The organism is Micromonospora sp. NPDC007230 (genome assembly GCF_042869115.1).
GTDB lineage: Bacteria > Actinomycetota > Actinomycetes > Mycobacteriales > Micromonosporaceae > Micromonospora.
Map to the genome: position 1 here is coordinate 36,142 of NZ_JBIAFE010000034.1, position 24,278 is coordinate 60,419.

Sequence of the window (24,278 nt, forward strand, 5' to 3'; positions counted from 1 at the left end):
GTGCGAATGATGATCTAATTCATTCAGGTTCGACCGAGTAGCCGGAAATGCCAGGCTGCGTAGCGAAGGAGTTCTCATGCCCGTCACCGCCGACCTCACCAAGCTGGTCGACAAGGCCTACCAGGACAAGAGCGTCACCGAGCTGGTCGACGCCCCGGTGTCCGCCCTTGCCGGAGTCAGCGACGGTGGTGCCAAGCTGCTCAAGGAGGCGCTCGGCATTGTCACGATCGGCGACCTCGGCCGCAACCCCTACTTCCGCACCGCCAGCGCGCTGGTCGCCCTGACCGGCAAGTAGCCCCGCTCCCGGCCATGCCCGGGCGGCCAGCTTCCGTAGCCGCCCGAGCATGCCACCCGGACAGCAGTGGCAGGCAGAAGTTGAGGGTCCCGGAGGTGACCGATGAGCGAGACCCCGATCAGAACCGGCGACGGAACTCAGGTCCCCGCTCCGCCGGCGGTGCGGACAACCGCCGACCGGGTGAGGCGCTGGCAGTTCAACACCCCGTCGCTCGCCCGTCGGGGCTACGACTCGGACGAGGTCGACCGTTTCCGCATCCAGGCCGCCGACGAGCTTGACCTGCTGGCTACCGAGATCGCACGGTTGCGGGCTGAGAACGAGCGGCTCGCCGGCCAGCTTGAGCTGCACCGCCACGGGGTGATCCCGAGCGCCGGCGCGGCCGTGGACTTGCCCAGAGCCAACGAGGTCAACCTGCTGTCCGAGGCCCAACGGGAGGCCGAGCAGATCATGGCCCAGGCCCACGAGTACGCGCATCGGGTCGCCGAGTACGCCCGTGCGCAGTACGACAACGCCGTACGAGCGGCGAGCGATGGCGCTGCGCAGGAGGCGCGGCGGGCGATCCACAACGGCCGCCTCGGCGCTGGGGTCGAGCGAGACGACGCGGCCCGGAAGGTGATGCCGACCGGCGGCGAGACGATGATCGCGCAGATCCGGGCGGTGGCCCGGCACCTTGACGACGGCCGGCAACAACTTGCCCGCGCGCTCGAGCGTCTCGCCGCCGAGCCGACGAGAGCTCAGGGGGCCGCGGGCGGGCCTGGGCCGGCTGCTCGGCTCCGGACCGGCCAAGCTGGTGCCCCCGGGTCGGTCCGCGTCCGGGTGGCCGCGGTGGACGAGCCAACCGTAGCGATGGCGACGATCAACAAGGCCGACGCCAGGGCTGGCGGAACCGCCCACCCACCCAGCACTGCCTGACGCCCCAGCACGGTCGCCGCCCGGGGCGGCAAGCGGCCGGTCAACTCAGCAGCAGGTCGATCACGCCCGTCAGGTCCTCCGCGCCGCTGCCCTCGGCCAGGCGGCGGCGCATCAGCTCGAAGTAAGGGCTGAGCAGTTCCGGGCTTACGCCCTGCTGCTCGGCAGCGCTCAGGAAGGTCGGCGTGCCGGCCACCTGCATGGCGAGGTTGGAGACCACGCCCTTGGTGTAGTCGCCGCTGCGCAGCTGTTCGGCGGTCTGGTGAACGGCCGGGGCCATGGCGATGAGCCAGTCCGCGAGCAGCGGGGCGAGCGACGCCGGGTCGATGTCCTCCTTGCGGATCAGGGCGAAGGCGTGCGCGACCCCGGCGAACATTCCGTACATGGCGCTGAGCAGGGCCACGTCGTACAGGGCCGCGAAGCCCGGATCCGTCCCGACGTAGGTGGTGCCGGCCGGGACGCCAAGGGTCTCCTGGTGGCGCTCGAACAGCTCCTGCGAGCCGCTGTAGAAGACGTAGCCGCCGGCTTCCGGGATGCCGATCATCGGAGGGACCGCCATGATCCCGCCGTCCAGGTAGCGGGCGCCGCGCTCGCGGGCCCACTCGGCTCGGGCGCGCGCCTGGGCAGGGGTGCTGGTGGTCAGGTTGACCAGGTCCCGGTCGGCCAGGTCGGTGCCAGCCAGCACTTCGTCGACCGAGGCGTCGTCCAGCAGACAGACGACGACCAGGGTGTTCGCCGCGACCGCCTCAGCGGCGCTGTCCGCGACCCTCGCACCCTCGACGCCGAGCGCCGCGGCGCGGGCAGGGGTGCGGTTCCAGACGGTGAGCGGGTGGCCGGCGGCGAGCCAGGTACGGGCCAGCGCGGTGCCCATCGCGCCGAGCCCCAGCAGCGTGACGGAGGTCTTCTCAGCAGTGTTCTGTGCCATGCCGATCAGGCTGGTCGTAGGCCGGTAGGTGATCAAGTACGCACTTCGGAGTGGGTGGTTACCCTGGGGTTAGCGAGCACGTCAGAGGGTGGGGGCATGGCGACGTTGAACCGGCCGGGCGCACCGGATGGTCACGCCTGCGGGATCGACACCGCGATGGAGGTGATCGGCGGCAAGTGGAAGGTGCTGATCCTCTGGGCGCTCCACGAGCACCCCTACCGTCGCTTCGGCGAGCTGCGTCGACTGCTCCCGGGGATCACCGAGAAGGTGCTGGCCTCTCACCTGCGCGAGATGGAAGCGGACGGCGTCGTGCACCGCGTCTCCTACGACGAGGTACCGCCCCGCGTCGAGTACTCGCTGACCGAGGACGGCACGCGCCTCAACGACGCACTCGAGCCGCTGGCCGCCTGGGGACGCCAGCGCTCGACCGCTTGACTGCTGCCCAACCCGCTGCCGAGAAGCGTCCACGACCGTTTCCGCTTGAGGTGGTGCCTACCATCGGGCAATGACCGTCACGCCAGACCCTTCCGCGTCGCTCCCGCCCGGCGACGCTGGCGGTCCGCGCCCCGCCGAGCCGCCCGGGCGCTCCAGCCCTCGGCCGATCCGTCGGCGACGTCGACTCGTCCAGCGGGCCCTCGTCGTCGGGGCCGGGCTGGTGCTGCTCCTCGCTGCTCCGGCGCTCTGGGTCCGGGCGAGCTCCGCCGGCCATCTGCACCCCTACGATGAGGCGCCCGAGGCGCCGGTCGTGATCGTGTTCGGCGCGCAACTGGCACCGGGAGGCACCCAGCCCATGCCATTCCTGAAGGGGCGGCTGGACGTGGCGACCCAACTGGTCAAGGACGGCAAGGCGAGCGTCGTGCTCGTTTCCGGCGACCGCGCCGGCGCCTCCGGCGACGAGATCGCCGCGATGACGGCGTACCTTGTCGCCGCCGGCGTGCCCGCCGAGCACATCGTCGGCGATCCGTACGGTCTCGACAGCTACGACACCTGCAAGCGCGCTCATGACGTGTACGGCGTACGCCGGGCGCTGCTCGTCAGCCAGTCACTGCACCTGCCCCGTGCGGTGACGCTGTGCCGGCGCCTCGGCATCGACGCGAGCGGAGTCGCCGCCCGCTGTGACGGCTGCCGGCGAGTGACTCTGGCGAAGAACACCGCACGCGAGCTACCCGCGGCGTGGAAGGTGGCCTACGACCTGGTGACCGCACGCCCGCCCGCGGTGTCCTCAGCTCCCGACCCGGTGCTCCAGCAAGCCCTCGACGAGTAGACGCCCACCTCCTCGCTGGCCGCAGAAGGAGGTCGTGGTTGAGGGCGGATGAGGGGCGATTCAGCGATGCCACCTGCCCACGCGTACGGGAACGCCGAGAGACGCGTGGAGGATCGGTTCGCCGGCCGGCGCGGGCAGTCCAGCCCCGGTCAGCAGATTCTGGTCCAGCCGGAGCAACTCGACCCGGCGCAGCGGCCACTCAGGGTGTTCCACCTCGGCGGCGGCAAGCCCTCCGGCGATGACGGTGAACAGTCGGTACCGGGCGGTCAGGAAGTGGGCGAGCTCGTCGCGCTCCGCCTCGCGCAGCGGCGGACCCAGCCGCACGTCGGCGTCACATCGCAGCCGTCGAGGGCCGGGCCGGCGACGCGCACAGCGATAGGCGACCCGCGTGCCGCTCACCCGTACCGCCATGTCCGACCAGTAGTAGGGCAACCGGTAGCCGGCTCGGGCCGCGAGGACCGCGGGCAATCGGGCCGCGTCCAGCGACAGGAACCAGATTCCCCGCCGGCCGTGCCGGTCCTGGGCGTAGGTCCGGACGTTGGTCTCGGGGAAGCTCGACAACCAGGGTACGGCTGGTAGTGCTGGAATCCGCACCCCCTGCATGAGGAACGGTGTCAAGCCGACCCAGGCTGATCCGTCGAAGGTATCCACCGCCAGCCCGGGCGGCAGCATCGGCTGCAGCATCGAGGGTGGGCAGCGCCAGTGGATGAACGTTATCCAGCTCCACCGGTGGCACATCAGCGGTCGGGGCACCTTCGGTGACGGCGGAGCCTCCATCCGCCTCCCTCCACGCGCTTGATCACCAGACGGCAGTGCGGGGCGGGCCCGCATGAGCGGTCCGCCCCGTCGCAGCAGTCGACTCTGCCTGGCCGTGAACGCGGACGCGCCGCGGCGCCCCGACGGCGATCGCCTGGTCGGCGCCGGCTCAGGCGCGCACGGCGTCCATGGCCTTTTTCAGGGCGCGGGGCGCCGTCGGCTTCCGCGGTGCCTTGTTCTTCATCGCGGCCAGCCGGGCACCGAGGTCCTGCAACTGTTGGGGCGGAACAGCTTCCCGCACCTTCGGGAACCACTCCTTTTCTTCTTCCTCGATGTGGTGCGTGACGGCCTCGATAAGGACCATCGTCTTGGCCTCGAAATGCTCGTCGTCGGGGCTCATCATGCTCAGTTCAAAGCCCAGCACGTCCGCGACGTGGTGTTCCTCGTAGGATTCCAGTACCGCTTCGTTGAGGTCCGGCACCAGCCTGCGGGTCTCCGGGTACATGCACTCGTTCTCGATGTAGGTGTGCATGGTCAGTGCTTCCAGGATCTGGCTGACCAGCTGCTTCTTCCGGTTCGCGTCCGCGCCCGTGTCCTGGAAGTCCTTGAACAGCCTGCGTATTTCGCGGTGGTCCTCGATGAGCAGGTCGATAGCGTCGGTCGGCATGTGACTCCCTCGGTGGCTCCTGGTGGCGACTCCGAGCCTAGACCGGGCCAAACGTATTATGCGGACAAATCGTCATGCCGCGACGGGCCGCTGGCGTCCGCCCGGGCGACGACTCCAGATACCCGGGTCGTGCCGGCGGGCGTAGCGGTTGGCGTGGAGAGGCAGCTACTGCCTGCTCCCGCGACTGCGGATGACTCGGCCGGTCAGGCCGGCGCTGCCTCTCCGATCGCCTGGTCCAGGATTTCCAGACCGAGGGCCAGTTCCTCGCGCGTCGTGGTGAGGGGTGGCGCGATCCGGAAGGTGCTTCCCATGCCGGGCAGCTGCACGACGTTCATGTGGAGACCGAGCTCGAGGCAGCGGCGGGTGACGTGGGCGCCGAGGACGTCCGAGCCTTCTCGCGTCTCCCGGTCGAGGACCAGTTCGATCCCCTGCATCAGGCCACGCCCCCGTACGTCCCCCACCACGTCGTGCCGGTCTCTGATGTCAAGCAGGCCGGCGCGCAGGAATTCGCCGAGCTCCCGTGCCCGTACGTCCATCTGCTCCTGCTGGAGGACGTCGAGCACGGTGTTGCCGACGGCGGCGACGAGGGGGTCCGACACGTGTGTGGTGTAGAAGAGGTAACCCCGCTCGTGGGCCCGTTGTTCGATCTCTTCAGTCGTGATCACCGCGGCGAGCGGCAGGCCGGCGCCCAGCGTCTTGGACAGCGTGAGGATGTCCGGCACGATGCCGTCAGGTTGGAAGGCGTACCACGTGCCGGTGCGACACAGACCGGTCTGCGCCTCGTCGACGATCAACAGCATGCCGCGCTCGCGGCACTTGCGCGCCAAGGCGGCGAAGTAGCCCGGCGGTGGCTCGATGATGCCGCCAGAGCTGAGGATCGGCTCGACTATGCACGCGGCGAGACTCCCCGATGACTGGGCATCGACGAGGGCGAACCCGAAGTCGAGCTGCCGCTGCCAGTCCAGCTCGCCGTCGGAGGTGGTGAAGTCGGGGCGGTACGGGTTGGGCGTGGGGATCGCGAAGTTTCCCGGCGGGGTAGGCCCGTAGCCGCGGTGGCCGGCGCTGTAGGTTGCGGCGGCTGCGGCGTGCGTCATGCCGTGCCACGACTTGGCGAAGGCGACGACCTCGTGTTTGCCCGTTACGAGCTTGGCCATCCGGATGGCCGCCTCGTTCGACTCGGCGCCGGTCGTCAGCAGCAGCGCCTTCTCCAGTGGCGGGGGGAGGGACTCGGCGAGCCGGCGCGCGAGGTCGACGACCGGGCGCGACAGCATGCCGCTGAACAGGTGATCCAGGCTCGCGATTTCCCGCTGCACCGTTTGCACGATCGCGGGATGACAGTGCCCCAGAATGGCGCTCATCTGACCCGAGGTGAAGTCCAGGATCTGCCGGCCGTCGGCGGTGTACACGAAACTGCCGGCCGCGCGCTCGATGATCTCGGGTGTGAACGCGGCGCCGTAGCGCACCAGATGGCGGTCGGCGTCAGACCAGAACTGTTCGGCGGCACCCTGCTCGGTAGTCAGCGTCATACGCCTCACGATAGGACCGTTCCTTATGCGGGAAAAGCTGAGGTTTCTGGCTATGCTGTGCGGAATTTGTGCACAGGGGGTTCCCGATGCGGCTGAACACAGCACGCCTGGAGATGCTCAGCCTGCTGGACGGCCTCGGCACCATGCGGGCCGTCGCGGCGGCCCTGCACATGAGTCCGTCGGCGGTGTCAGCGCAGCTGGCGGTACTGGAGGCGGAGGCCCACGCCGAACTCCTGCGGCGCACCGGCCGCCGGGTCCAGCTCACGCCTGCTGGGCGCACGCTCGCCCGGCACGCCCGCATCATCCTCGACCAGATCAAGGCGGCTGAGGTGGACTTGCAGGGCCTGTCCGGACAACCAACCGGACCGGTACGCCTCGCGGCCTTCTCCAGCGCCATCCGGGCCGTCGTCATTCCGCTCGCCGCGCGGCTCCGGAAGGCGCACCCAAGGATCGAGCTCGAGGTCGCCGAACTCGACCCACAGGCCAGCCATCCGGCCCTGCGCCGCGGCGACTACGACATCATCGTGACCGCGGACTTCATCGACGGGTCCATGCCGCTGCACCCGGACGTGCACACCATCCCCCTGCTCACCGACGCCATCGTGCTCGTGCTGCCGCAGTCGCAGGTTGCGTCGGAGGCACCGGCGGACCTGGCCGACTTCGCCGACGCGGCCTGGTCCATCGACATGCCCGGCACGTACCTGTCGAACCTGGTGACGAGCACCTGCCGGCAGGCCGGCTTCGAGCCGGTCGTGGCTGGCCGCTTCGCCAGCTACGAGCTGCTCCTGGCGCATGTCGAGGCCGGCCTGTCCGTGTCGCTCCTGCCCGAGCTTGCCGTGGACCGTCGTTACCACGTCGCCATCCGCCCGCTGCGCCGACCGTTGACCCGCCACGTCTATGCGGCCGTTCGCAGCCGATCAACTCTCACCGCGGCGAGCCAGATTGTGCTGGACGAACTACGCGACGTCGTTATCGCGGGGTCAGCACACAGAACTCGTGGCCGTCGGGATCGGCCATGACCACCCAGCTGACCTCGCCCTGGCCGATGTCGATCCGCGTCGCCCCGAGGGAGACGAGACGGTCGACCTCCGCTTGCTGATCACCGTGGGCGGGTGGAGCGAGGTCGAAGTGCAGCCGGCCCTTCCCGGTCTTCGGCATCAGCGGCGGACCGCCCCAGGTGATCTTCGGGCCGCCGTGCGGCGAGCGAATCGCGGTCTCCTGGTTCTGGTCCCAGACCAGTGGCCAGCCCAGCGCTGCGCTCCAGAAGTACCCGACCTCCTGCGAACCGTCGCAGGAAAGGGCTCCGATGAAGCCGCAGTCGGCGAGGAAGTTGTTGCCTGGCTCGATGACGCAGAACTCGTTGCCTTCGGGGTCGGCGAGCACCACGTGGTCGGCCTCCGGGCCCTGCCCGATGTCGATGTGCCGGGCGCCGAGTTCGAGCGACCTCGCCACCGTCTGCTGCTGGTCCTCGAGGGAGGCGCTGGTCAGATCGAAGTGGATCTGGTTCTGGCCAGCCTTCTGCTCCTGGCTCGGAAGAAATCGGAGCCGGAACCCGGTGTCATCGCTCGACAGGAGCGCGATGCCGTCCTGGGGGTCGTCGGCCATCTCCCAACCGAGGACGCCGGCCCAGAAGCGCGCGAGACGGAGCGGCTCGTTCGCATCGAAGCAGAGCGCGACGAGGTGACAGGTCATTCCGCTCCGCACCTCCGATCTGATGACTCAAAGCCGCAGACAGGGCACGTCTTCCCTGCTCGTGAGGGAAGCAACGCTAGGCGCTCGGGGTCCTGCCACGCAAAGGGATTTGCGTCAGCGGGCGACGCTCACACGTGCGCAACGGGAGTTCGCCGCCGACCTTCCGCCTACTGGCGCAAGGTCGGCGGCGAACGCTGGTGGACACCGCACTAGCGAAGCGGGATCCCGGCTCGACGAGCGGCCTGCTGACCGCCGAACACCGGCAGGGCGAGGTGACTGACCTTGGTGTCGACCGTGATGGTCGGCCGCGAGGTGAGCCGCTCGGCTGAGTAGCTGCGGTAGCTGCCGACAATGATCACGCCGATCCGGTTGCCGGCGGAGAAGACGTAGTCTTCCGGCAGCAGCGGAATACTGATGTCGTACGACTGGCCCGGTGTCATGGGCTCGGCCACCGCGACCGAGTTGCGGTTCTGCCCGTCGAGGATCCCCTTGGTCACCCGCCATTGGGTGACGTTGGCCGGCCGGTACGCAACGGGCCGGTAGCACCCGTCGTCGGCTGGGCTCGACTCGCCGTAGCACTGCTCGGGCAGCGTCGTCTGCAGGATTCCGTCGCCGGTTCGGCTGTTCTGCGTGCTCGGCCCATATTCGACCAGGATCGCGCCGAAGTAGGCCGCGTCGAGGCTCGACGAGGCGGTCAGGTTGATCACGGGGGTGCCCGAGATACGTAGGTCCTCCTCGAGCGGCGGGGACAGGAAGGCCAGACGGTTCTCTGCCGGCTGGTTCGGGTTGTCGATCATCGCCGCTTCGAGTTGGTTGGGGTTGTCGACGAACGAACGGCTGGTCGGCGCGCCCGCGGCCGGGGTGAGTGCGAGCCCTCCGGCGCTGTCGGTGCCGGGACGCAGCCACATGTTGACGTTCCCGGTGCGGGGGATCGGCCAGTCGGCGTGCTGCTCCCAGACGCCGACGGACGGTTCCACGTCGACCTTCGGCTCGTTCACGATGCCGTTGTTGATCCCCTGAAGCCAGTAGTCGAACCAGCGGTGCAGCGTGTCGACCCACACGTCCCGACGGAAGTCGAACGGGTCGATGTGACCAACGCGACCGACCCACAGCTTGCGCGGGACGTCGTACGTCTTCAGCGCTTCCCAGAACTTGCTGAAGTGGTCGGGCCGGACGTTGTCGTCCTGGATCCCGTGGACGAGGAACACGCTGGCGTTGATGTTCGCGGCGTCGTCCAGGTAGTTCCGCTCGTGCCAGAACGGCGTGTAGTCGCCGTGCTCGTCGCCGTCGTTGGCCCCTATCTCATTCCAGACCGGCGCGCACCTGGATTGACGCGCCGGGTCGTCAGCCGTGACGGTCCGGGCGAGCGACCCCAGGTAGTTGTTGCCACGCGTGACGATGCCGCTGGTACGCGTGTAGTCGTAGTAGTTGTACGGCCCGGAGATCGGAACGACCGTGGACAGGCCACTGACGCCGGACGCCGCCGCGGCCATCGCCAGCGACCCGTCGTACGACTTTCCGATCATCGCGGACTTGCCGTTGTGCCAGTCGACCACGACCGGATTGCCGTGGGAGTCGTGCCCGCTGCGGCGGCCGTTGAGCCAGTCGATAACTGCCGGACCGGACGCGTTCTCGTTCGCGCCCTGGATCGTCGGGCAGCCGGTGGAACCGGCCGTGCCGGGCATGTCGACGAGCGCGACGGCGTAGCCACGGGGCACGAAGTAGTTGTCGTAGAACAGCGGCCAGCGGTCGAGCAGGCCATCACCATCGAGGTCGGCCTTGAGTTCGGACTCGTTGCCGCGCCCCAAAGTCGCGTAGTACGGGCTGTCGTCGATGATGACGGGCACCTTCAGGCCCTGCTCGCTGGCCGCCGGCCGGATGAGATCGACACGGATGACATCCTTGGTGCCGTCCCGGTCGCTGTCGAAGTCGGTGTCGACCCAGATCCGCTCGCGGATCGCGTCGGCGTAGCCGAACTCCGGCTGGGTGACTCCGTCCTTCACCACGATCGTCGGCGCCTCGACCCGCTCGGCGGCCATCGCCGGTGCCGTCACGGCTAGCATCGCCATCGCTGCGCCGACCGAAACGATCGCCCTCATGGCTTCCCTCCACATCCGGCCCGCGGCAGCGCTCACTCGGCGCGCCGACTCGACCACTACGGGGACGCTACGAAAAGGGCCGATTGGTCGTCATCAAGCAGATGCACGAAGTCCTCGGCGCGCCGCATAGACATCTGCCGAGACACGCGTCGGTCATCGCCGGGATCGTTATCGTCGGCCGTACGCCGACGGCATGTCGCTGCTCGCACCGTGGCGCCGCCGTCGGATCCGCCGGTCGCCGGTCGCCGGCCGCCCGGCGTCGACCGACGAAAGGAGTACCTGGTCATGGTTCCTGCGCCCCGTCGGGCCGCCGTGACGTTCGCCGCCACGCTCGCGCTCGCCCCGCTCACCGCGTGCTCGACAGCCGACGCGCCGGGGGCCTCCCCGTCGAGCCCTCCGTCGAGCCCGGTCGCCACCTCCCCGCCGCCCTCGGTCATGCCGGACTTCGCCCGGCTCGAAGCGGAGTTCGACGCTCGGCTCGGCGTCTACGCCATCGACACCGGCACCGGTCGTATCGTCGAGCATCGCGCCGACGAACGGTTCGGCTACGCCTCGACCTTCAAGGCGCTCGCGGCCGCGGCGATGCTGGACGCGGCCTCAACCGCCGAGCTGGATCAGGTGGTCCGCTACGCGCGGGCCGACCTGGTGACCCACTCGCCGATCACCGAGCGGCACGTGGGGACCGGGATGACCCTGCGCGAGCTGGGCGACGCCGCCGTTCGATACAGCGACAACACCGCCGCCAACCTGCTGCTGAAGCGGCTCGGCGGCCCGGCCGGCTTCGAGCGGGCGCTGCGCGACCTCGGCGACCAGGTCACCGACCCGGAGCGGATCGAGACCGATCTCAACGAGGCGGCCCCTGGGGACCGGCGCGACACGAGCACGCCTCGGGCCCTCGCCACCGATCTACGGGCGTACGTCCTCGGCGACGCGCTCTCCGCCGAGGACCGCGCGGTGCTGACCGGGTGGCTCAAGGGGAACACGACTGGGGACAAGCTCATCCGGGCCGGCGTCCCGGCCGGCTGGCAGGTCGGCGACAAGACCGGCTCCGGCGGGTACGGCACCCGCAACGACATCGCGGTGATCTGGCCTCCCGACGGCGCCCCCATCGTGCTCGCGGTCCTCTCCAGCCGCGACGAGAAGGACGCGGAGTACGACGACAAGCTGATCGCCCAGGCGGCGAAGCTGACGGTCGAGGCCCTGCGCCGGTAGACGCAGCGCGTCGGATGCCGGCTGAGGTTACGGGTTGAGGTGGGCGGATCGGGTCAGGATCGCGGAGGTGACCGGATCGGTGGTGGCCAGGTCGGGCCGGCGCACGCGGGGCAGTGGTGCCTCGCCGTCCGCCGGCAGGGTGGCGTTCAGCATCACCGTTCGGGCTGGCTGGCCGGGGGAGCGCAGCCGATCGAGCAGCAGCTTGCCGGCCGCCTGGCCCAGCTCGTACGCGGGCTGGTGGATGACGGAGATCGCTGGCGTGAGTAGCCCGGTCCATGGCGCGTCGTCGAAGACCACCAGCTCGACGTCCTGGCCGGGGGTGAGTTGCCGGTCGCGCAGTATGCGTAGGACGCCGACGGCCATCATGCTGTTGGCCACCAGGATGGCCTCGACGTCCGCCGTTTCCAGCAGGGCGTCCGCGGCCTGGCGGCCGCCGTTCTCGTTGAAGGCGGCGTAGCGGATGAGGTTCTCGTCGATCGGCAGTCCGGCGTCCTGTAAGGCTTCTCGATAGCCGAGCACCCGTTCGCTGGCGGTGAAGACGCGCTGCGGCCCGGTGATACAGGCGATCCGGCGGTGGCCGCGGGCGATCATGCGGTCGACCGCCGTTCGGGCTGCGCGACGTGAGTCGATCAGGACCGTGTCCACTGCCAGGTCCTGCCGTAACGGCCGGTCCATGGTGATGACCGGCAGGCCTCGGGACAGCAGCCGGTCGACCCGGCTGGTCGCCGACGTCGGCGTGATCAGCACGCCGGATACCCGGTACTGCGCGGCGATGCTGAGGTAGCCCTCTTCCTTCTCCGGGTTCTCGTCCGTGTTGCACAGCAGCAACGAGTACCCGGCCGACTGGGCCACGTCCTCCACGCCGCGGGTGACCTGGGTGAGGAACGGGTTCTCGATGTCCGCGATGATCAGCGCCCAGGTGGCCGAGGTCTGCTGGCGCAGGGATCGGGCCAGCGAGTTCGGCACGTAGCCGAGTTCCCGTGCGGCGCGGCGGACGCGCTCGGCGGTGTCCGGTCGCACGGCGGTGTCGGAGGCGAACACGCGCGACACGGTTGCGGTGGACACCTGGGCGAGCCGGGCCACGTCACGGATGGTGGTCAAGGCAGGCCCTTCGCGGTGGCGTTCCGGTGGTGAGGTGAGCACAGGTTACCCGTCGGGCGGGCGGCGGTCGATGAGCCACGGGCGCAATGTAATCGATTACAGATTTCCCTGGCAAGACACGGGCCGGCGAGGCGTGGAAGATTGCCGAGCCGTGAAGGGACTGTTGCGGCCACGTGTAAAAGTCCAGCACAAGAGGGGGTTGTGTCTGTGGCACAGCTCATGTAATCGTCTACATCCACGGGCCGCCTCCGGCCCCGTCCGTGGGAAGGACCTGACAGTGAAGCGGCAAAGAAAACTTGGCGCCGTTGCTGCGGCGACAGCGCTCACCCTCGGGCTCGCCGCATGCGCCGGCGGTGCCAGTGACAACCAGTCGACCAGCGGCGGGTCGGGATCCCTGACCTTCCGATCGTGGAGTCCGATCGACCAGACCACCCAGCAGATGATCGCGGCGTTCAAGCAGGCGAACCCGGATGCGAAGATCGACGCGACCATCTTCAACTACCCCGAGTACCTGGTCGACCTGCAGACCCGGGCCGCGTCCAACACGATGCCCGACATCGTCGGCCTTCAGCCTGGCGCGCTCACCCAGCAGTACCGGGCCAACCTCATGCCGTTGCAGGACTGCGCCCAGAAGACCTGGGGCGCCGACTGGCAGAAGAAGTTCTATCCGATCGGCATCGAGCAGGCCCGGATGGGCAACCCGGCCGGCGACGAGAACTTCTACACGCTCCCGCTGCTCGTGCAGACCGTGAACCTCTGGGCCAACACCAAGATCTTCGACGAGAAGCACGCCCAGATCCCGCAGACGTGGGACCAGCTCAAGGCGACGGTCAACCAGCTCAAGGGCGGGGAGTACGCGCCGTTCATGCTGCCCGCCAAGGACAGCTGGCTGCGCAACGTCGTCTTTCTGCAGATCGCCAACAACATCGAGCCGGGCCTGGTCTACAAGGCCGAGGACGGCTCCGACTCGTGGACCAACCCCAAGCTCGTCGAAGCGTTCGACTACTGGGGCAAGCTCTTCACCGACGGCATCGCCCAGAAGGGCGCGATCGGCCTGGACGCCTACCCGACCGGCGCGAACCAGTTCGAGGCGGGCAACGCGGCTATGATCCCGCTCGGCGCCTGGTGGATCCAGCAGTCCGACCCGACCAAGACCGGCCTGCCGCCGCTGTCCGAGGGCATGTCCGGCTACCAGCCGTTCCTGTTCCCGACCATCCCGGGCGGCGCCGCCCAGCCGCAGCTCGTCGGCGGCATCGACGTCTCGCTGGGCATCGCCAAGAACACCAAGAACCCCGACCTGGCGTGCAAGGTGCTCACCGACTGGATCGCCGGCGCGGGCGCCCAGAAGCTGATCAACACGTTCAACGACCTGCCCGCGGTGACCGGCCTGAACCCGGAGAAGTTCACCAGCGACAAGCAGAAGCAGATCTGGACGACCCTGACCTCGGACTGGATGCCGCAGGTGAAGTACTCCCGCTACCTGAAGACCCCGCAGATGGACACCGCGCTCGGGGACGCACTGTCCGGCATCGCCACGGGTGAGCTGACGCCCCAGGCGGCCGCCGCGAAGGTGCAGGCGGAACAGCAGAAGGTCAACGGCTGAGCGGCCCAGGCCGCCCGAACCAGCCGGATGAGGGTGTGCGGCCCACACCCTCATCCGGCCACGGAGCAGACCAATGAGTGACCACACCGTTCAGAAGCACACCGCTCCCCGGGAGTGGCTTGCCGGAACCCTCTTCCTGCTGCCGGCCATCGTGCTGTTCGGGATCTTCGTCATCTACCCGATCGTCTACAACTTCCAGGCCAGCACCCTCGACTGGGACGGGGTGAACCCGGGCAGATTAGTCGGTCTCGGCAACTACACCCGGCTCTTCGAGGACCCGATCTTCCTGACCACTCTGAAGAACTCCGGCTGGTGGATCCTGCTCACCATCATCCCGCAGGCCCTCATCGGGTTCTTCCTGGCCATGCTGCTCAACGAGAAGCTGCGCGGCCGGGCGATCTACCGGGCGATCTTCTTCATCCCCGCCGTGCTCTCCCCGGTCGTGGTGGGCATCGTCTGGCAGCGCATCTTCGACCCGTTCAACGGCGTGGTCGCCAAGCTCGGCCGGGCCACCGGGCTCGACTTCCTGGTGCACGGCTACCTCGCCGACCCGAAGACCGCCATCTTCGCCGCGATCGTCGTCAACGTGTGGATGTGGACCGGCTTCTCCATGCTGTTCTACCTCGCCGGCCTGCAGCTCATCGACAGCAGCGTGCTGGCCGCCGCCAAGATCGACGGCGCCGGCACCTGGCGCACGATCCGCAGCATCATCTGGCCGCTGCTCCGGCAGACCCACCTGTCCCTGCTGCTGCTCGGCATCATCGGCTCGCTGAAGACCTTCGAACTCGTCTACGTCCTCACCGAGGGCGGACCCAACCACGCCTCCGAGATGCTCCCCACCTACACCTTCAAGCAGGCCTTCCAACTGCAGAGCGTCGGGTACGCCTCGACCATCAGCGCGGTCCTGCTGCTGATCGCGGTGATCAGCTCGCTGTCGATGGTGCGGGCGTTCGGATCGGGCTTCCTCACCGGAGACGAGAAATGACCACTGACCGCAAGGCCATCCCGGCGACCGGCGCGCCGGCACGAGCCGACTCCGGACCGGTCCGGCCGCACCGGCGCCGCCTTCCACACTGGTCACACGCCGTTCTCGCCCCGCTGGCCGTGCTCTGGCTGATCCCGCTCGTCATGGTCGTCGGCCTGTCGTTGCTGTCCACCTCGAACCCGGGCACCACTGCCCTCGGGCTGTTCCCGCAGGAGCCGTCGCTGGGCAACTACGTGCAGATCTGGACGAACAATCCGATCCTGCGGAACCTGGTGAACAGCCTGCTGGTCACCGTCCCGTCGGTGCTGCTGGTCATCCTGTTCGGCTCCATGACCGCGTTCGCGTTGGCCCGGCTGCGCGTGCCGCTCAAGGCGGTGATCTTCGGGGCGCTCACCCTGGCGCTGATCCTGCCGATGTCGAGCATCGTCGTGGCCACCTTCAAGATCCTTCAGGCCATGGGCCTGTACAACAACCTGGCCGGCCTGGTGCTCGTCTACACCGCGCTGGGCCTGCCGTTCGCGGTCATCATCATCCGCACGTCGTTCCTCGCGGTGCCGAACGAGCTGTACGAGGCGGCCATGCTGGACGGCGCCAGCAAGTTCTCCGTCTACTGGAAGGTCTACCTGCCGCTGAGCCGGCCCGCCCTGGCCGTCGTGGCGATCTGGCAGTCCATGTCGTCCTGGAACGACTTCCTGCTGCCGCTGGTCACCCTCGAGGACAACTCGCTCAAGCCACTGACCCTGATCCCGCTGGCCTACCGCGGCACCTTCCTCAGCCAGCCGGGAGCGCTGTTCGCGATCCTGGTGCTCATCTCGATCCCGATCGTGGTGGTCTTCCTGCTGGTCCAGCGCCATCTGGTCAACGGCCTGTCCGGGGCGATCAAGTGAGCCTTCTCGGCGTCGACCTGGGCACCAGCGGCGTGCGGGTGGTGGCGATCTCGGCGGCCGGCGTCGAGATCGCCGGCGCGGCCCGCGCGACCGCCCTGCACCGGCCGGCGCCCGGCATCGTGGAGACCGACGCCGACGAGGTGCTTGCCGCGGCCACCGCGCTGCTCGCCGAGGTCGCCGCCCGCGACGCGGTGGCCGCCGACCCGCCGGAGGCGATCTCGTTCAGCGTGCAGGGCGAGGCGGTCCTGCCGGTCGACGCCGAGGGCAAGGCTCTCGCACCGGCGCCGGTGAGCATGGACCGGCGCGGTGTCGGCCTGGCCGACCAGGTCGCCGCGGAACTGGGCGCCGGCCAGGTGCAGCGGATCACCGGCCAGCGGCCTCACCCGATGTTCTCCGTCTACAAGATTCCCGGCTGGACCGGTCCGGACGTGCGCGGCTATCGCGGCCTGGGCGACTACGTCGCCGCCCGGCTCGGCGCGCGGCCGGCGCTGGACACCAGCATGGCGGCCCGTACCGGCGGCTTCGACGTCGACCGCGGCGTCTGGTCGGCCGAACTGCTCGCCGCCACCGGCGTCCCGGTCGCCCTGCTGCCCGAGGTGGTCCCACCGGGCACCATGATCGGCAAGCTCAGCGCCGACGCGGCCGGCGCAACGGGGCTGCCGGCCGGCCTGCCGCTCGTGGTCGGATCGCACGACCAGGCGTCGTCGTTCCTCGGTGGCGGCGGGCGGTTCGGCTCGGCGGCCGTGTTCTCCTTCGGATCCAGCGACTGCCTGACCGTCGGATCACCCGCACGGCCCGGCGGGCTCGTCGGCACCGGCCTGGCGTCGTACCCGATGGGTGAGGGCCGCTGGCTCACCCTGGCCGGCACCGCTGCGGGCGGTTGGGCGCTGGACTGGTTCGCCACGCTGGCCGGCGTCGCCGGGCCGGCCGAGCGCGACGCCCTCTTCGAGGCGGCGTCGCCCGAGCCGCCGCAGGTGCTGGTGCTGCCGTACTTCGCCGGATCCGGGACGCTAGACAACGACCCGAGGGCCCGTGGCGCCGTCGTCGGGCTCACCCTCGAGACCACCCGGGAGCAGCTCGCCCGCGCCTTCCTCGAGTCATCCGCGTTCGAGCTGCGCAAGATCGCCGACGCGCTCACCGAGCGGGGCGTCACGATCGGCGCCGTACACGCCGTCGGCGGCGGCGCCCGCAGCCACCGGACGCTGGCCATCCGCGCCTCCGCCGCCGGGCTTGCGCTGACCCCGGTGCCCGGGCACGCGGCGGCCCGCGGCGCGGCCCTGCAGGCCGGCGCCGGCATCGGCCGCTATCCGTCGCTCGCCGAGCTGCCCGCACCGGCCTGCCTGCCGGTCGCCCACCCCGACCCCGGCACGGCCCAGTGGTACGCCGCGCAGTCGCGCCGGTTCCGTGACCTCTATCCGACCCTCATCCCGCACGACCGTAGTTTTTCCGATCCGAAGGAGATCCGGTGACCGAGTTCGACCTGCAGCAGACCAAGCAGGACGTGCTGGACTACTGCCTGCTGTCCATGCGCTACGGCCTCAACTTCAACACCCAGGGCAACATCAGCGTCCGGCTGCCCGGCACGGACCGCTTCCTGATCACCCCGACCGACCTGGAGTACGACCGGATGACGGCCGACGACATGGTGGTGGTGGACGCCGACGCCAACGTCATCGAGGGGCCGCACCAGCCGTCCTCCGAGGTGACCGTGCACCTGGCGGTCTACCGCCGACGGCCGGACGTGAACGCGATCGTGCACACCGAGCCGGTCTTCGCCAACGTCTTCGGGGTGGCCGGCCAGCCGATCACCGGTGCCCTGGTCAACATGGTCATCTACACCAAGGGCGATGTCCCGATCATGCCGTTCGCCCTCAGCAACCGCACCGAGTTCGGCGACGCGATGTGCGACGTGATGGGGGACCTGAACGCCGTGGTCTGGGCGAACCACGGGCTGCTCACGGTGGGCGAGAACCTGCGGGACGCGTTCAAGACCACCGTCGCGGTGGAGAGCGCCGCCAAGGTGCTGCTGCACGCCCGGGCGTTGACCGACAAGCCGATCGTCCTGGACTACCACTCGCTCGGCATCACCACGTCGCTCTGAGGAAGGGCACACCCCATGCCACTGGTCACTCTCCGACAGGCGCTGGACGAGGCGCGGCGCGGCGGGTACGCCCTCGGCGCGTTCAACGTCAGCGACGTGCTGCAGGCCGAGGCGGTCCTCGACGCCGCCGCCGAGACGTCGTCGCCGGTCATCCTCGCCTCGCTGGCCGGCGTCACCGCCCACGGCGGCGACGAGCGGTTCTGGTCGGCGCTGCATCACCTGATCGACGGCTACCCGCAGCTGCCCGTGGTGCTCCACCTGGACCACGGCCCGGACCCCGCCACCTGCCGGCGAGCGATGGACAACGGCTTCACCAGCGTCATGATCGACGGCAGCCTCCGCGCCGACGGCACCCCGTCCTCGTTCGCCGAGAACCTTGCGGTGACCACCGAGGTGGTGGCGGAGGCCCACCGCCGCGGGGTTTCCGTCGAGGGCGAGCTGGGCACGATCGGCGGCTCCAAGACCGACGGATCCCGGGCGCCGATCGTGCTCGCCGACCCCGACCAGGCCAGGGAATTCGTGACGGCGACCGGCGTGGACGCCCTCGCCGTGGCGATCGGCACCTCGCACGGCGCCTACAAGTTCGACGCACCCCCGGACGGGTCCGTGCTGCAGATGACGCTGATCGAAAAGATCAGCAGCCTGGTGCCGCAGACCCACCTGGTCATGCACGGCTCGTCGTCGCTGCCCGCTCAGCTGAGGGAGCAGAACAACCGGTACGGCGCCGGCCTGCCCGAGTCGTGGGGCGTGCCGGACGCGGAGAAGGTCCGGTCCATCACCATGGGCGTCCGCAAGATCAATCAGGGCATGGACTCGCACCTGGCCTTCACCGGGGCGGCGCGGCAGGCGCTGGGCACGGACCGGCTGAACGTCGATCCGGCGTACTACCTGCGCCCCGGCCGCGAGGCGATGCAGCGGATGGTCGCCGAGCGGATGCGCCTCTTTGGGCAGGCCGGCCACGCCGACGACTACCAGCCCGTACCCCTCGCCGAGATGGCCCGTCGCTACACCCTGGAGACGTCATGATCGAGCACGCGTACCTCGTCGCCAACGGCGACCAGCGGCTGTCCGCCAACCAGCTCTGCTGGCCCGCCCAACAGCGCTTCGAGGCCCTCCTCACGGAGGCGTTCCGGAAGCGGGGCGTCGCCCTGGAGCGGGCGCACCCGGCGGACACGCCGGAGGGGCACGGCTTCATCGCCAGCCAGGCGCAGGGCCTCGCGGTGCTCGGCGCGCTGCCGCCGGACGCCCCGGTGGTCATGGCCGAAGGCGTGTGGATGTTCTCCCAGCAGGTCCTCGGCGGGCTGCTGCGCCATCGCGGCCCGATCCTCACCGTGGCCAACTGGGAAGGGGAGTGGCCCGGCCTGGTCGGCCTGCTCAACCTCAACGCCTCGCTGGCCAAGGCCGGGCGGCCGTTCGAGACCCTGTGGAGCCGCACCTTCACCGACGACTGGTTCACCGCCCGCCTCGACGAATGGCTGACCAAGGGCAGCATCCAGCACGACCTCAGCCACGTCACGCCGTTCGACGCGTCCACCGTGGACGGCCGCGCCCGTCAGGCCGCCGACGACGTCCTCGGCCGACTGCGCCGAGAGGGCGCCATCCTCGGCGTCTTCGACGAGGGCTGCATGGGCATGTACAACGCGATCATCCCCGACGAGCTGCTCTTCCCGCTCAACGTCTTCAAGGAGCGGCTGTCCCAGTCGGCGCTGTACGCCGAGACCATGCGGGCGAGCGAGGACGAGGCGGTGGCCGCCCTGCGGTGGCTGACCGACCGGGGCATGACCTTCCACTTCGGCACCGACGAGGCCACCGAGCTCACCCGCGAGCAGGTCCTGCTCCAGTTGCGGATGTACGCCGCCGCGGCCCGGATCGCGAACCGGTTCCGGTGCGACATCATCGGCATCCAGTACCAGCTCGGTCTCGCCGACGTCCTCCCCGCTTCCGACCTGGCAGAGGGCCTGCTGAACAACGCCGACCGCCCGCCGGTCACCGGGGACGACGGTGCGGTCATCCGTGACGGCGCCCCGATCACCCACTTCAACGAGGTCGACGAGTGCGCCGGCCTGGACGCCCTGCTCACCACCCGGCTGGCCGGCGCGCTCGGGCAGCCGGTGGAGACCACCCTGCACGACGTGCGGTGGGGCGACCACGACGCCAGCGGCACGGTGGACGACTTCGTCTGGGTCTTCGAGATCTCCGGCGCGGTGCCGCCCGAGCACCACATCGGCGGGTACGCCGGCACCGACTCGATGCGCCAGCCACCGCTCTACTTCCGGCTCGGTGGCGGCACGGTGCGGGGCGTGGCCAAGCCCGGCGAGCTGGTCTGGTCGCGGATCTTCGTCGAGGGCGGCGAGCTGCACATGGACCTCGGCCGGGCCACCGTGGTGGAGCTACCCGCGGCGGAGACCGAACGGCGGTGGGCGGCGACCACCCGGGAGTGGCCGATCATGCACGCTGTGCTGCACGGCGTCACCCGGGATCAGTTAATGGCCCGGCACCGGTCGAACCACATCCAGGTCAGCTACGCCACCGACGCGGCCGGAGCCGACGAACTGCTCGCCGCGAAGGCGCTGACCGCGCACCAGCTGGGCATGCGAGTCAACCTTTGTGGCAGCCGTCCCGACAACGTCCCGCTGCTCTGATGGACGTCTTCCTCGGCGTCGACGTCGGCACCGCGAGCACCAAAGGCGTCGCCGTCACCGCGGACGGCCGGGTCGTGGCCCGCGCGCAGGTCGCGCACGGTCTGAGCAGCCCGCGACCCGGCTGGTACGAGCACGATCCGGAGTCGGTCTGGTGGGACGACTTCCGGCGGGTGATCGCCGAACTGACCGCCGATCCGGAAATGCGCCCGGCCGGCCTCGGGGTCAGCGGCATCGGACCGTGCCTGCTGCCCGCCGACGAGGCCGGCCGGCCGCTGCGGCCAGCCGTCCTCTACGGCATCGACACCCGTGCCGAGGAGGAGATCGGCCTGCTCACCGACCGGTGGGGCGCGGCGGAGATCGTGCGCCGCGGGTCGATCCTCACCTCCCAGGCGATCGGGCCGAAGCTGTACTGGCTCGCCCGGCACGAGCCGGACATCTTCGCCCGAACTCGAATGATGTTCATGGCCAGCTCCTTCCTGGTGCACCGGCTCACCGGCGAGTACCTGCTCGACCACCACTCGGCGAGCCAGGTGAGCCCGCTCTACGACCAGCGGGCCGGCGACTGGGACACCGCCTGGTGGGACGAGATCGCGCCGCACGTCCGGCGTCCTCCGCTGCGCTGGGCGAACGAGGTGGTCGGCCGGGTCACCGCCGAGGCCGCCCGGTGGACCGGCCTGCCCGCCGGTCTGCCGGTGACCGCCGGCACCATCGACGCCTGGGCCGAGGCGGAGAGCATCGCGGTCCGCGCGCCCGGCGACCTCATGCTGATGTACGGCAGCACCATGTTCCTGGTCGCGATGACCGACCGGCCGCTGACCAGCAGCCGGCTGTGGCCCACCGTCGGCCTACGTCCCGGGGTGAACTGCCTCGCCGCCGGAATGGCCACCGCCGGGTCGGTCACCGGCTGGCTGGCCGACCTGACCGGCGCGGACTACACCGCCTTGACCAGGGAGGCGGCCGCGGTCGCGCCCGGCAGCGACGGACTGCTGATGCTGCCCTACCTGGCCGGGGAGCGTACGCCGATCTTCGACCCCCGGGCGCGGGGCGTGGTGGCGGGACTGACCCTCGGCCACGGCCGGGGCCACCTGTACCGGGCGGCACTGGAGGGGGTCGCGTACGGGGTGCGACACAACATCGCGGCAATGCGCGAGGCCGGGGCGGTGCCGGCGCGGGTCGTACCGGTCGGCGGCGGGACCACCGGCGACCTGTGGACGCAGATCGTCAGCGACGTGACCGGCCTGGTGCAGGAGCTTCCCCGGGAGACGACCGGGGCGGCGTACGGCGACGCGATGCTCGCTGCGGCCGCGACCGGGGCGGCATCCGACAGCGCAGCATGGAACCCGATGATCCGTTCGATCGAGCCGGACCCCCGACACCGTGACCGGTACGACGCCCTCTTCGCCGACTACCTGGCGCTGTACGAGTCCACCACACCGATCGTGCATCGCCTCTCCGGACCGTGACGACGCGTAGCCCCGACTGGCCCGCCCCACGGATGGGGCGGGCCAGGCTGATCCCGTGCGGGTCAGGGGTCAGGTACGGAAGGGCCCGGTCACGCAGTAGGTGATGCCGCCGGACGAGGATCCCGTCGTGCCGCGCTGGGACGAGAAGTAGAGCCGGTCGCCGGCGGGGGTGAAGGCGGGCCCGGTGATTTCCGACGAGCTCTGGCCGTTGATCCGCAGGAACACCGAGATCGTGTCGTCCGGGGTGATCATGCAGATCTCCATGTTGCCGCCGTCCTCGGCGACGTAGAGATCTCCGAACGCCGAGCCGGTGACGTTGTCGACACCGGTGAGCGGGGCCGGGCCCGGGTTGACCAGGTTGTCGTCGTAGGCCAACTCGTAGGTGTTGTTGGCGAGGTTGACCTGCCAGACCCGGTTGTCGCCCTTGGTGGTGAACCAGACGGTGTCGTTGGCGTAGTGGCAACCCTCCCCGCCGTTGAAAACCTTGGCGCCGGAGACCTGCCTGCGGGTGACCGTGGGCGACCCGTCCGGGTCAGGGACGGTGGCCCAGGTGAACGTGCCGGACGTTGCGGTGCCGGCCACGAGGACCTGCAGAGTGCCGGCGGAGAGGTCACCCCAGGTGGTCGGGACGAACCGGTAGAACCGACCGTCGGTCTCGTCCTCGGTCAGGTAGATGACCTTACGGACCGGGTCGGCGGCGGCGGCCTCGTGCTTGAACCGGCCCATGGCCGGTCGTACGACGGCCGCACCGCCCAGGGGGTAGGTCTCCCAAACCCGGCCGAGACTGATCTCTTCACAGGACAGCCAGGTGTTCCACGGGGTCTTGCCGCCGGCACAGTTGTTGTTGGTGCCGGACAGGATGCGGGAGGCGCCGCTGATCTGGCCGCTGGAGTTGAACGAGATCATCGACGCGCCGCCGCCCGACGTGGCGCTGGTCTCGGCGTTGGACACGTAGATCCAGCCGCTGCCGTTTGGGATCACGGCACCACCGTCCGGCGCGCTGTGCCAGACGTACGAGGTGCCGGGCACCACCTGGCCGGACCGGGCAATGACCTGGCTGGTGAAGCCAGCCGGCAGTTGGATGCCGTTGGCGTCGGCGGCCTGCAGCGGACCGTAGGGGCTGGCGGCGTTCTGTGCCGGTGCCGCGTACGCCGTGGACCACGCCGTGAATGGCAGTACCAAACCACCTGCTCCGGCCACCGTTGCCCTCAGTAGTGTGCGCCGATCCATGAACCCTCCTCGATATCGGATACCGAGAACATAGTGGTGGTTTTCTATCCAGCGGCGAAGCGTGAGGTGAACGGCGCGCGGCGACCGCTTGGCGATCGGTAGACACACCTCCTCGGGTTCGGTTACCGCTGGCAGGATCCGCTGTCGAGGTGGAAGTAGCGTGTGTTGGCCCAGCGGCAGAGTCGGATGCCGACGACGATGCCGGCGATCGTGGCCAGGGCGGGGAGGTATCCGGTGGCGGCTTGCACGATCGGGATTGCCGGGCAGCCGCCCGAGATCGCCCAGCCGGTGCCGAAGAGTACTGCGCCGGGGATCACGCCGGCGTGGATGCGTCCCGGGGTGCGGCGGACGCGTAATACGGCGAATACCACGATGATGATCGCTACGGCGCCGGCGAAGGCCAGGAGCATGCGAGGTTCCTGGAAGGTGAACATGCGGTTCAGTTCGGCGTAGTCACCGAACCCGATGTTCGCGACGGTGTAGCCGAGGGCCAGGCCAGCGATGATGTTGGCGACGAGTATCCCGCCCCGGGTGCGCATCAGATCACCTTCCACAGCAGGAACGACACGAGGACGCCGGTGCCGAAGAAGACGGCGGTCGCGACGATGCTGACCGGTTGTAGCCGGCCGCAGCCGTTGAGTCCGTGGCCGCTGCTGCACCCTCCGGCGAGACGGGTGCCGAAGCCGACGAGCACACCGCCGGTGAACAGCGCGCCGGTCATCGCGATCGGTTTGTCGGTCACGATCTGGGCGAAGGCGGCGCCCATGTCGAGGCGGAGCTGGAACCGGCCGGTGGTGACCGCCGCCACCCAGCCGCCGACGAAGATCGACAGGAGCAGGGCGACCTGGCTGATCAGGGGTGCCGGCAGCAGCCTCGCCATGGAGGTGCTCGCCGCCGCTGGCGGTCGCCGGTCCTGTTCCG

The 24,278-nt window shown here is 69.6% G+C and carries 24 protein-coding genes; 14 read left to right on the top strand and 10 right to left on the bottom strand.

All coding sequences use genetic code 11. The annotated features are described in order from the left end of the window. Window positions 1-76: 76 nt before the first annotated feature. Both ACFYML_RS32635 and ACFYML_RS32640 read left to right on the top strand, forming a co-directional pair. Window positions 77-295 (top strand): hypothetical protein, encoded by a 219-nt coding sequence (locus ACFYML_RS32635; protein ID WP_387424297.1) that lies wholly within the window; start codon window positions 77-79, stop codon window positions 293-295. Between the two features lie 102 nt (window positions 296-397). Further along, entirely contained in the window at window positions 398-1,207 is an 810-nt protein-coding gene (locus ACFYML_RS32640) for a DivIVA domain-containing protein (protein WP_387424298.1), read from the top strand. Between the two features lie 40 nt (window positions 1,208-1,247). Here the strand turns inward: ACFYML_RS32640 and ACFYML_RS32645 are convergent, their stop codons facing one another. Continuing rightward, window positions 1,248-2,129: an NAD(P)-dependent oxidoreductase gene (locus tag ACFYML_RS32645; protein ID WP_387424299.1), complete on the bottom strand. Its 882-nt coding sequence runs from the start codon at window positions 2,127-2,129 to the stop codon at window positions 1,248-1,250. A gap of 96 nt (window positions 2,130-2,225) precedes the next feature. On the opposite strand from ACFYML_RS32645, the gene ACFYML_RS32650 reads away from it, so the two are divergent. Both ACFYML_RS32650 and ACFYML_RS32655 read left to right on the top strand, forming a co-directional pair. After that, the gene (locus ACFYML_RS32650; protein ID WP_357447419.1) at window positions 2,226-2,564 is read left to right on the top strand and encodes a helix-turn-helix domain-containing protein; all 339 of its coding nucleotides are present in this window, start codon (window positions 2,226-2,228) and stop codon (window positions 2,562-2,564) included. 70 nt (window positions 2,565-2,634) lie between these two features. After that, window positions 2,635-3,393, top strand: coding sequence for a vancomycin high temperature exclusion protein (locus ACFYML_RS32655; RefSeq protein ID WP_387424300.1), 759 nt, complete (start codon window positions 2,635-2,637; stop codon window positions 3,391-3,393). Between the two features lie 60 nt (window positions 3,394-3,453). On the opposite strand, the gene ACFYML_RS32660 is transcribed toward ACFYML_RS32655, so the two are convergent. The 3 genes from ACFYML_RS32660 to ACFYML_RS32670 form a co-directional block, all read right to left on the bottom strand. Then, entirely contained in the window at window positions 3,454-4,224 is a 771-nt protein-coding gene (locus tag ACFYML_RS32660) for a YqjF family protein (RefSeq protein WP_387424301.1), read from the bottom strand. A gap of 94 nt (window positions 4,225-4,318) precedes the next feature. Next, window positions 4,319-4,816 (bottom strand): hemerythrin domain-containing protein, encoded by a 498-nt coding sequence (locus ACFYML_RS32665; protein WP_387424302.1) that lies wholly within the window; start codon window positions 4,814-4,816, stop codon window positions 4,319-4,321. A gap of 203 nt (window positions 4,817-5,019) precedes the next feature. Next, complete coding sequence (locus ACFYML_RS32670; protein WP_387424303.1) at window positions 5,020-6,342, bottom strand: aspartate aminotransferase family protein; 1,323 nt, start codon at window positions 6,340-6,342, stop codon at window positions 5,020-5,022. A gap of 86 nt (window positions 6,343-6,428) precedes the next feature. Here ACFYML_RS32670 and ACFYML_RS32675 point away from each other — a divergent pair, with 86 nt between their 5' ends. Beyond that, window positions 6,429-7,361 (top strand): LysR family transcriptional regulator, encoded by a 933-nt coding sequence (locus ACFYML_RS32675; protein WP_387424304.1) that lies wholly within the window; start codon window positions 6,429-6,431, stop codon window positions 7,359-7,361. Here ACFYML_RS32675 and ACFYML_RS32680 read toward each other — a convergent pair. After that, window positions 7,312-8,034 carry a VOC family protein gene (locus tag ACFYML_RS32680; protein WP_387424305.1) on the bottom strand — a complete coding sequence of 241 codons (723 nt, stop codon included), beginning with the start codon at window positions 8,032-8,034 and terminating at the stop codon, window positions 7,312-7,314. The genes ACFYML_RS32675 and ACFYML_RS32680 overlap by 50 nt on opposite strands. 209 nt (window positions 8,035-8,243) lie before the next feature. Then, complete coding sequence (locus ACFYML_RS32685; RefSeq protein ID WP_387424306.1) at window positions 8,244-10,133, bottom strand: CocE/NonD family hydrolase; 1,890 nt, start codon at window positions 10,131-10,133, stop codon at window positions 8,244-8,246. Between the two features lie 285 nt (window positions 10,134-10,418). On the opposite strand from ACFYML_RS32685, the gene bla reads away from it, so the two are divergent. After that, window positions 10,419-11,345: a class A beta-lactamase gene (gene bla, locus ACFYML_RS32690; protein WP_387424307.1), complete on the top strand. Its 927-nt coding sequence runs from the start codon at window positions 10,419-10,421 to the stop codon at window positions 11,343-11,345. A 27-nt stretch (window positions 11,346-11,372) separates the two neighbouring features. Here bla and ACFYML_RS32695 read toward each other — a convergent pair whose 3' ends face one another. After that, the gene (locus ACFYML_RS32695; protein ID WP_387278654.1) at window positions 11,373-12,446 is read right to left on the bottom strand and encodes a LacI family DNA-binding transcriptional regulator; all 1,074 of its coding nucleotides are present in this window, start codon (window positions 12,444-12,446) and stop codon (window positions 11,373-11,375) included. A gap of 277 nt (window positions 12,447-12,723) precedes the next feature. Here ACFYML_RS32695 and ACFYML_RS32700 point away from each other — a divergent pair, with 277 nt between their 5' ends. The 8 genes from ACFYML_RS32700 to ACFYML_RS32735 all read left to right on the top strand — a co-directional run bounded on the left by ACFYML_RS32700 (window position 12,724) and on the right by ACFYML_RS32735 (window position 22,127). Next, a complete protein-coding gene (locus tag ACFYML_RS32700) occupies window positions 12,724-14,049 on the top strand; it encodes an ABC transporter substrate-binding protein (RefSeq protein WP_387424309.1) in 1,326 nt (441 codons plus the stop codon). 73 nt (window positions 14,050-14,122) lie between these two features. Next, window positions 14,123-15,034, top strand: a complete 912-nt coding sequence (locus tag ACFYML_RS32705; RefSeq protein ID WP_387424310.1) for a carbohydrate ABC transporter permease — start codon at window positions 14,123-14,125, stop codon at window positions 15,032-15,034. Continuing rightward, window positions 15,031-15,921, top strand: a complete 891-nt coding sequence (locus ACFYML_RS32710) for a carbohydrate ABC transporter permease (protein WP_387424311.1) — start codon at window positions 15,031-15,033, stop codon at window positions 15,919-15,921. The genes ACFYML_RS32705 and ACFYML_RS32710 overlap by 4 nt, the downstream gene beginning before the upstream one ends. After that, on the top strand, window positions 15,918-17,390 hold the full coding sequence (locus ACFYML_RS32715) for an L-fuculokinase (RefSeq protein ID WP_387424312.1): 1,473 nt from the start codon (window positions 15,918-15,920) through the stop codon (window positions 17,388-17,390). Before ACFYML_RS32710 ends, ACFYML_RS32715 begins: the two co-directional genes overlap by 4 nt. Continuing rightward, complete coding sequence (locus ACFYML_RS32720) at window positions 17,387-18,022, top strand: class II aldolase/adducin family protein (RefSeq protein WP_222870800.1); 636 nt, start codon at window positions 17,387-17,389, stop codon at window positions 18,020-18,022. Before ACFYML_RS32715 ends, ACFYML_RS32720 begins: the two co-directional genes overlap by 4 nt. A 15-nt stretch (window positions 18,023-18,037) precedes the next feature. Beyond that, on the top strand, window positions 18,038-19,048 hold the full coding sequence (locus tag ACFYML_RS32725; protein WP_387424313.1) for a ketose-bisphosphate aldolase: 1,011 nt from the start codon (window positions 18,038-18,040) through the stop codon (window positions 19,046-19,048). Beyond that, entirely contained in the window at window positions 19,045-20,664 is a 1,620-nt protein-coding gene (locus tag ACFYML_RS32730) for a fucose isomerase (RefSeq protein WP_387424314.1), read from the top strand. Before ACFYML_RS32725 ends, ACFYML_RS32730 begins: the two co-directional genes overlap by 4 nt. Further along, the gene (locus tag ACFYML_RS32735; RefSeq protein WP_387424315.1) at window positions 20,664-22,127 is read left to right on the top strand and encodes an FGGY-family carbohydrate kinase; all 1,464 of its coding nucleotides are present in this window, start codon (window positions 20,664-20,666) and stop codon (window positions 22,125-22,127) included. Before ACFYML_RS32730 ends, ACFYML_RS32735 begins: the two co-directional genes overlap by 1 nt. A 69-nt stretch (window positions 22,128-22,196) precedes the next feature. Here ACFYML_RS32735 and ACFYML_RS32740 read toward each other — a convergent pair whose 3' ends face one another. From ACFYML_RS32740 to ACFYML_RS32750, 3 genes are all read right to left on the bottom strand, one after another. Continuing rightward, a complete protein-coding gene (locus ACFYML_RS32740) occupies window positions 22,197-23,357 on the bottom strand; it encodes an alkaline phosphatase PhoX (protein WP_387424316.1) in 1,161 nt (386 codons plus the stop codon). Between the two features lie 122 nt (window positions 23,358-23,479). Then, window positions 23,480-23,896 carry a YeeE/YedE thiosulfate transporter family protein gene (locus ACFYML_RS32745; protein ID WP_387424317.1) on the bottom strand — a complete coding sequence of 139 codons (417 nt, stop codon included), beginning with the start codon at window positions 23,894-23,896 and terminating at the stop codon, window positions 23,480-23,482. Continuing rightward, window positions 23,896-24,278, bottom strand: a 383-nt coding sequence (locus ACFYML_RS32750) for a YeeE/YedE family protein (RefSeq protein WP_387424318.1), incomplete at its 5' end; no start/stop codon positions are given. The genes ACFYML_RS32745 and ACFYML_RS32750, both read right to left, overlap by 1 nt.

What these genes read in the sequence shown, in the direction of transcription:
- bla (WP_387424307.1), top strand. Translation starts at nt 10,419, where the DNA reads ATGGTTCCTGCGCCCCGTCGGGCCGCCGTGACGTTCGCCGCCACGCTC.
- ACFYML_RS32685 (WP_387424306.1), bottom strand. Translation starts at nt 10,133, where the DNA reads ATGAGGGCGATCGTTTCGGTCGGCGCAGCGATGGCGATGCTAGCCGTG.
- ACFYML_RS32725 (WP_387424313.1), top strand. Translation starts at nt 18,038, where the DNA reads ATGCCACTGGTCACTCTCCGACAGGCGCTGGACGAGGCGCGGCGCGGC.
- ACFYML_RS32670 (WP_387424303.1), bottom strand. Translation starts at nt 6,342, where the DNA reads ATGACGCTGACTACCGAGCAGGGTGCCGCCGAACAGTTCTGGTCTGAC.
- ACFYML_RS32675 (WP_387424304.1), top strand. Translation starts at nt 6,429, where the DNA reads ATGCGGCTGAACACAGCACGCCTGGAGATGCTCAGCCTGCTGGACGGC.
- ACFYML_RS32660 (WP_387424301.1), bottom strand. Translation starts at nt 4,224, where the DNA reads ATGCGGGCCCGCCCCGCACTGCCGTCTGGTGATCAAGCGCGTGGAGGG.
- ACFYML_RS32705 (WP_387424310.1), top strand. Translation starts at nt 14,123, where the DNA reads ATGAGTGACCACACCGTTCAGAAGCACACCGCTCCCCGGGAGTGGCTT.
- ACFYML_RS32640 (WP_387424298.1), top strand. Translation starts at nt 398, where the DNA reads ATGAGCGAGACCCCGATCAGAACCGGCGACGGAACTCAGGTCCCCGCT.
- ACFYML_RS32740 (WP_387424316.1), bottom strand. Translation starts at nt 23,357, where the DNA reads ATGGATCGGCGCACACTACTGAGGGCAACGGTGGCCGGAGCAGGTGGT.
- ACFYML_RS32655 (WP_387424300.1), top strand. Translation starts at nt 2,635, where the DNA reads ATGACCGTCACGCCAGACCCTTCCGCGTCGCTCCCGCCCGGCGACGCT.
- ACFYML_RS32635 (WP_387424297.1), top strand. Translation starts at nt 77, where the DNA reads ATGCCCGTCACCGCCGACCTCACCAAGCTGGTCGACAAGGCCTACCAG.
- ACFYML_RS32680 (WP_387424305.1), bottom strand. Translation starts at nt 8,034, where the DNA reads ATGACCTGTCACCTCGTCGCGCTCTGCTTCGATGCGAACGAGCCGCTC.
- ACFYML_RS32730 (WP_387424314.1), top strand. Translation starts at nt 19,045, where the DNA reads ATGATCGAGCACGCGTACCTCGTCGCCAACGGCGACCAGCGGCTGTCC.
- ACFYML_RS32665 (WP_387424302.1), bottom strand. Translation starts at nt 4,816, where the DNA reads ATGCCGACCGACGCTATCGACCTGCTCATCGAGGACCACCGCGAAATA.
- ACFYML_RS32735 (WP_387424315.1), top strand. Translation starts at nt 20,664, where the DNA reads ATGGACGTCTTCCTCGGCGTCGACGTCGGCACCGCGAGCACCAAAGGC.
- ACFYML_RS32710 (WP_387424311.1), top strand. Translation starts at nt 15,031, where the DNA reads ATGACCACTGACCGCAAGGCCATCCCGGCGACCGGCGCGCCGGCACGA.
- ACFYML_RS32745 (WP_387424317.1), bottom strand. Translation starts at nt 23,896, where the DNA reads ATGCGCACCCGGGGCGGGATACTCGTCGCCAACATCATCGCTGGCCTG.
- ACFYML_RS32645 (WP_387424299.1), bottom strand. Translation starts at nt 2,129, where the DNA reads ATGGCACAGAACACTGCTGAGAAGACCTCCGTCACGCTGCTGGGGCTC.
- ACFYML_RS32650 (WP_357447419.1), top strand. Translation starts at nt 2,226, where the DNA reads ATGGCGACGTTGAACCGGCCGGGCGCACCGGATGGTCACGCCTGCGGG.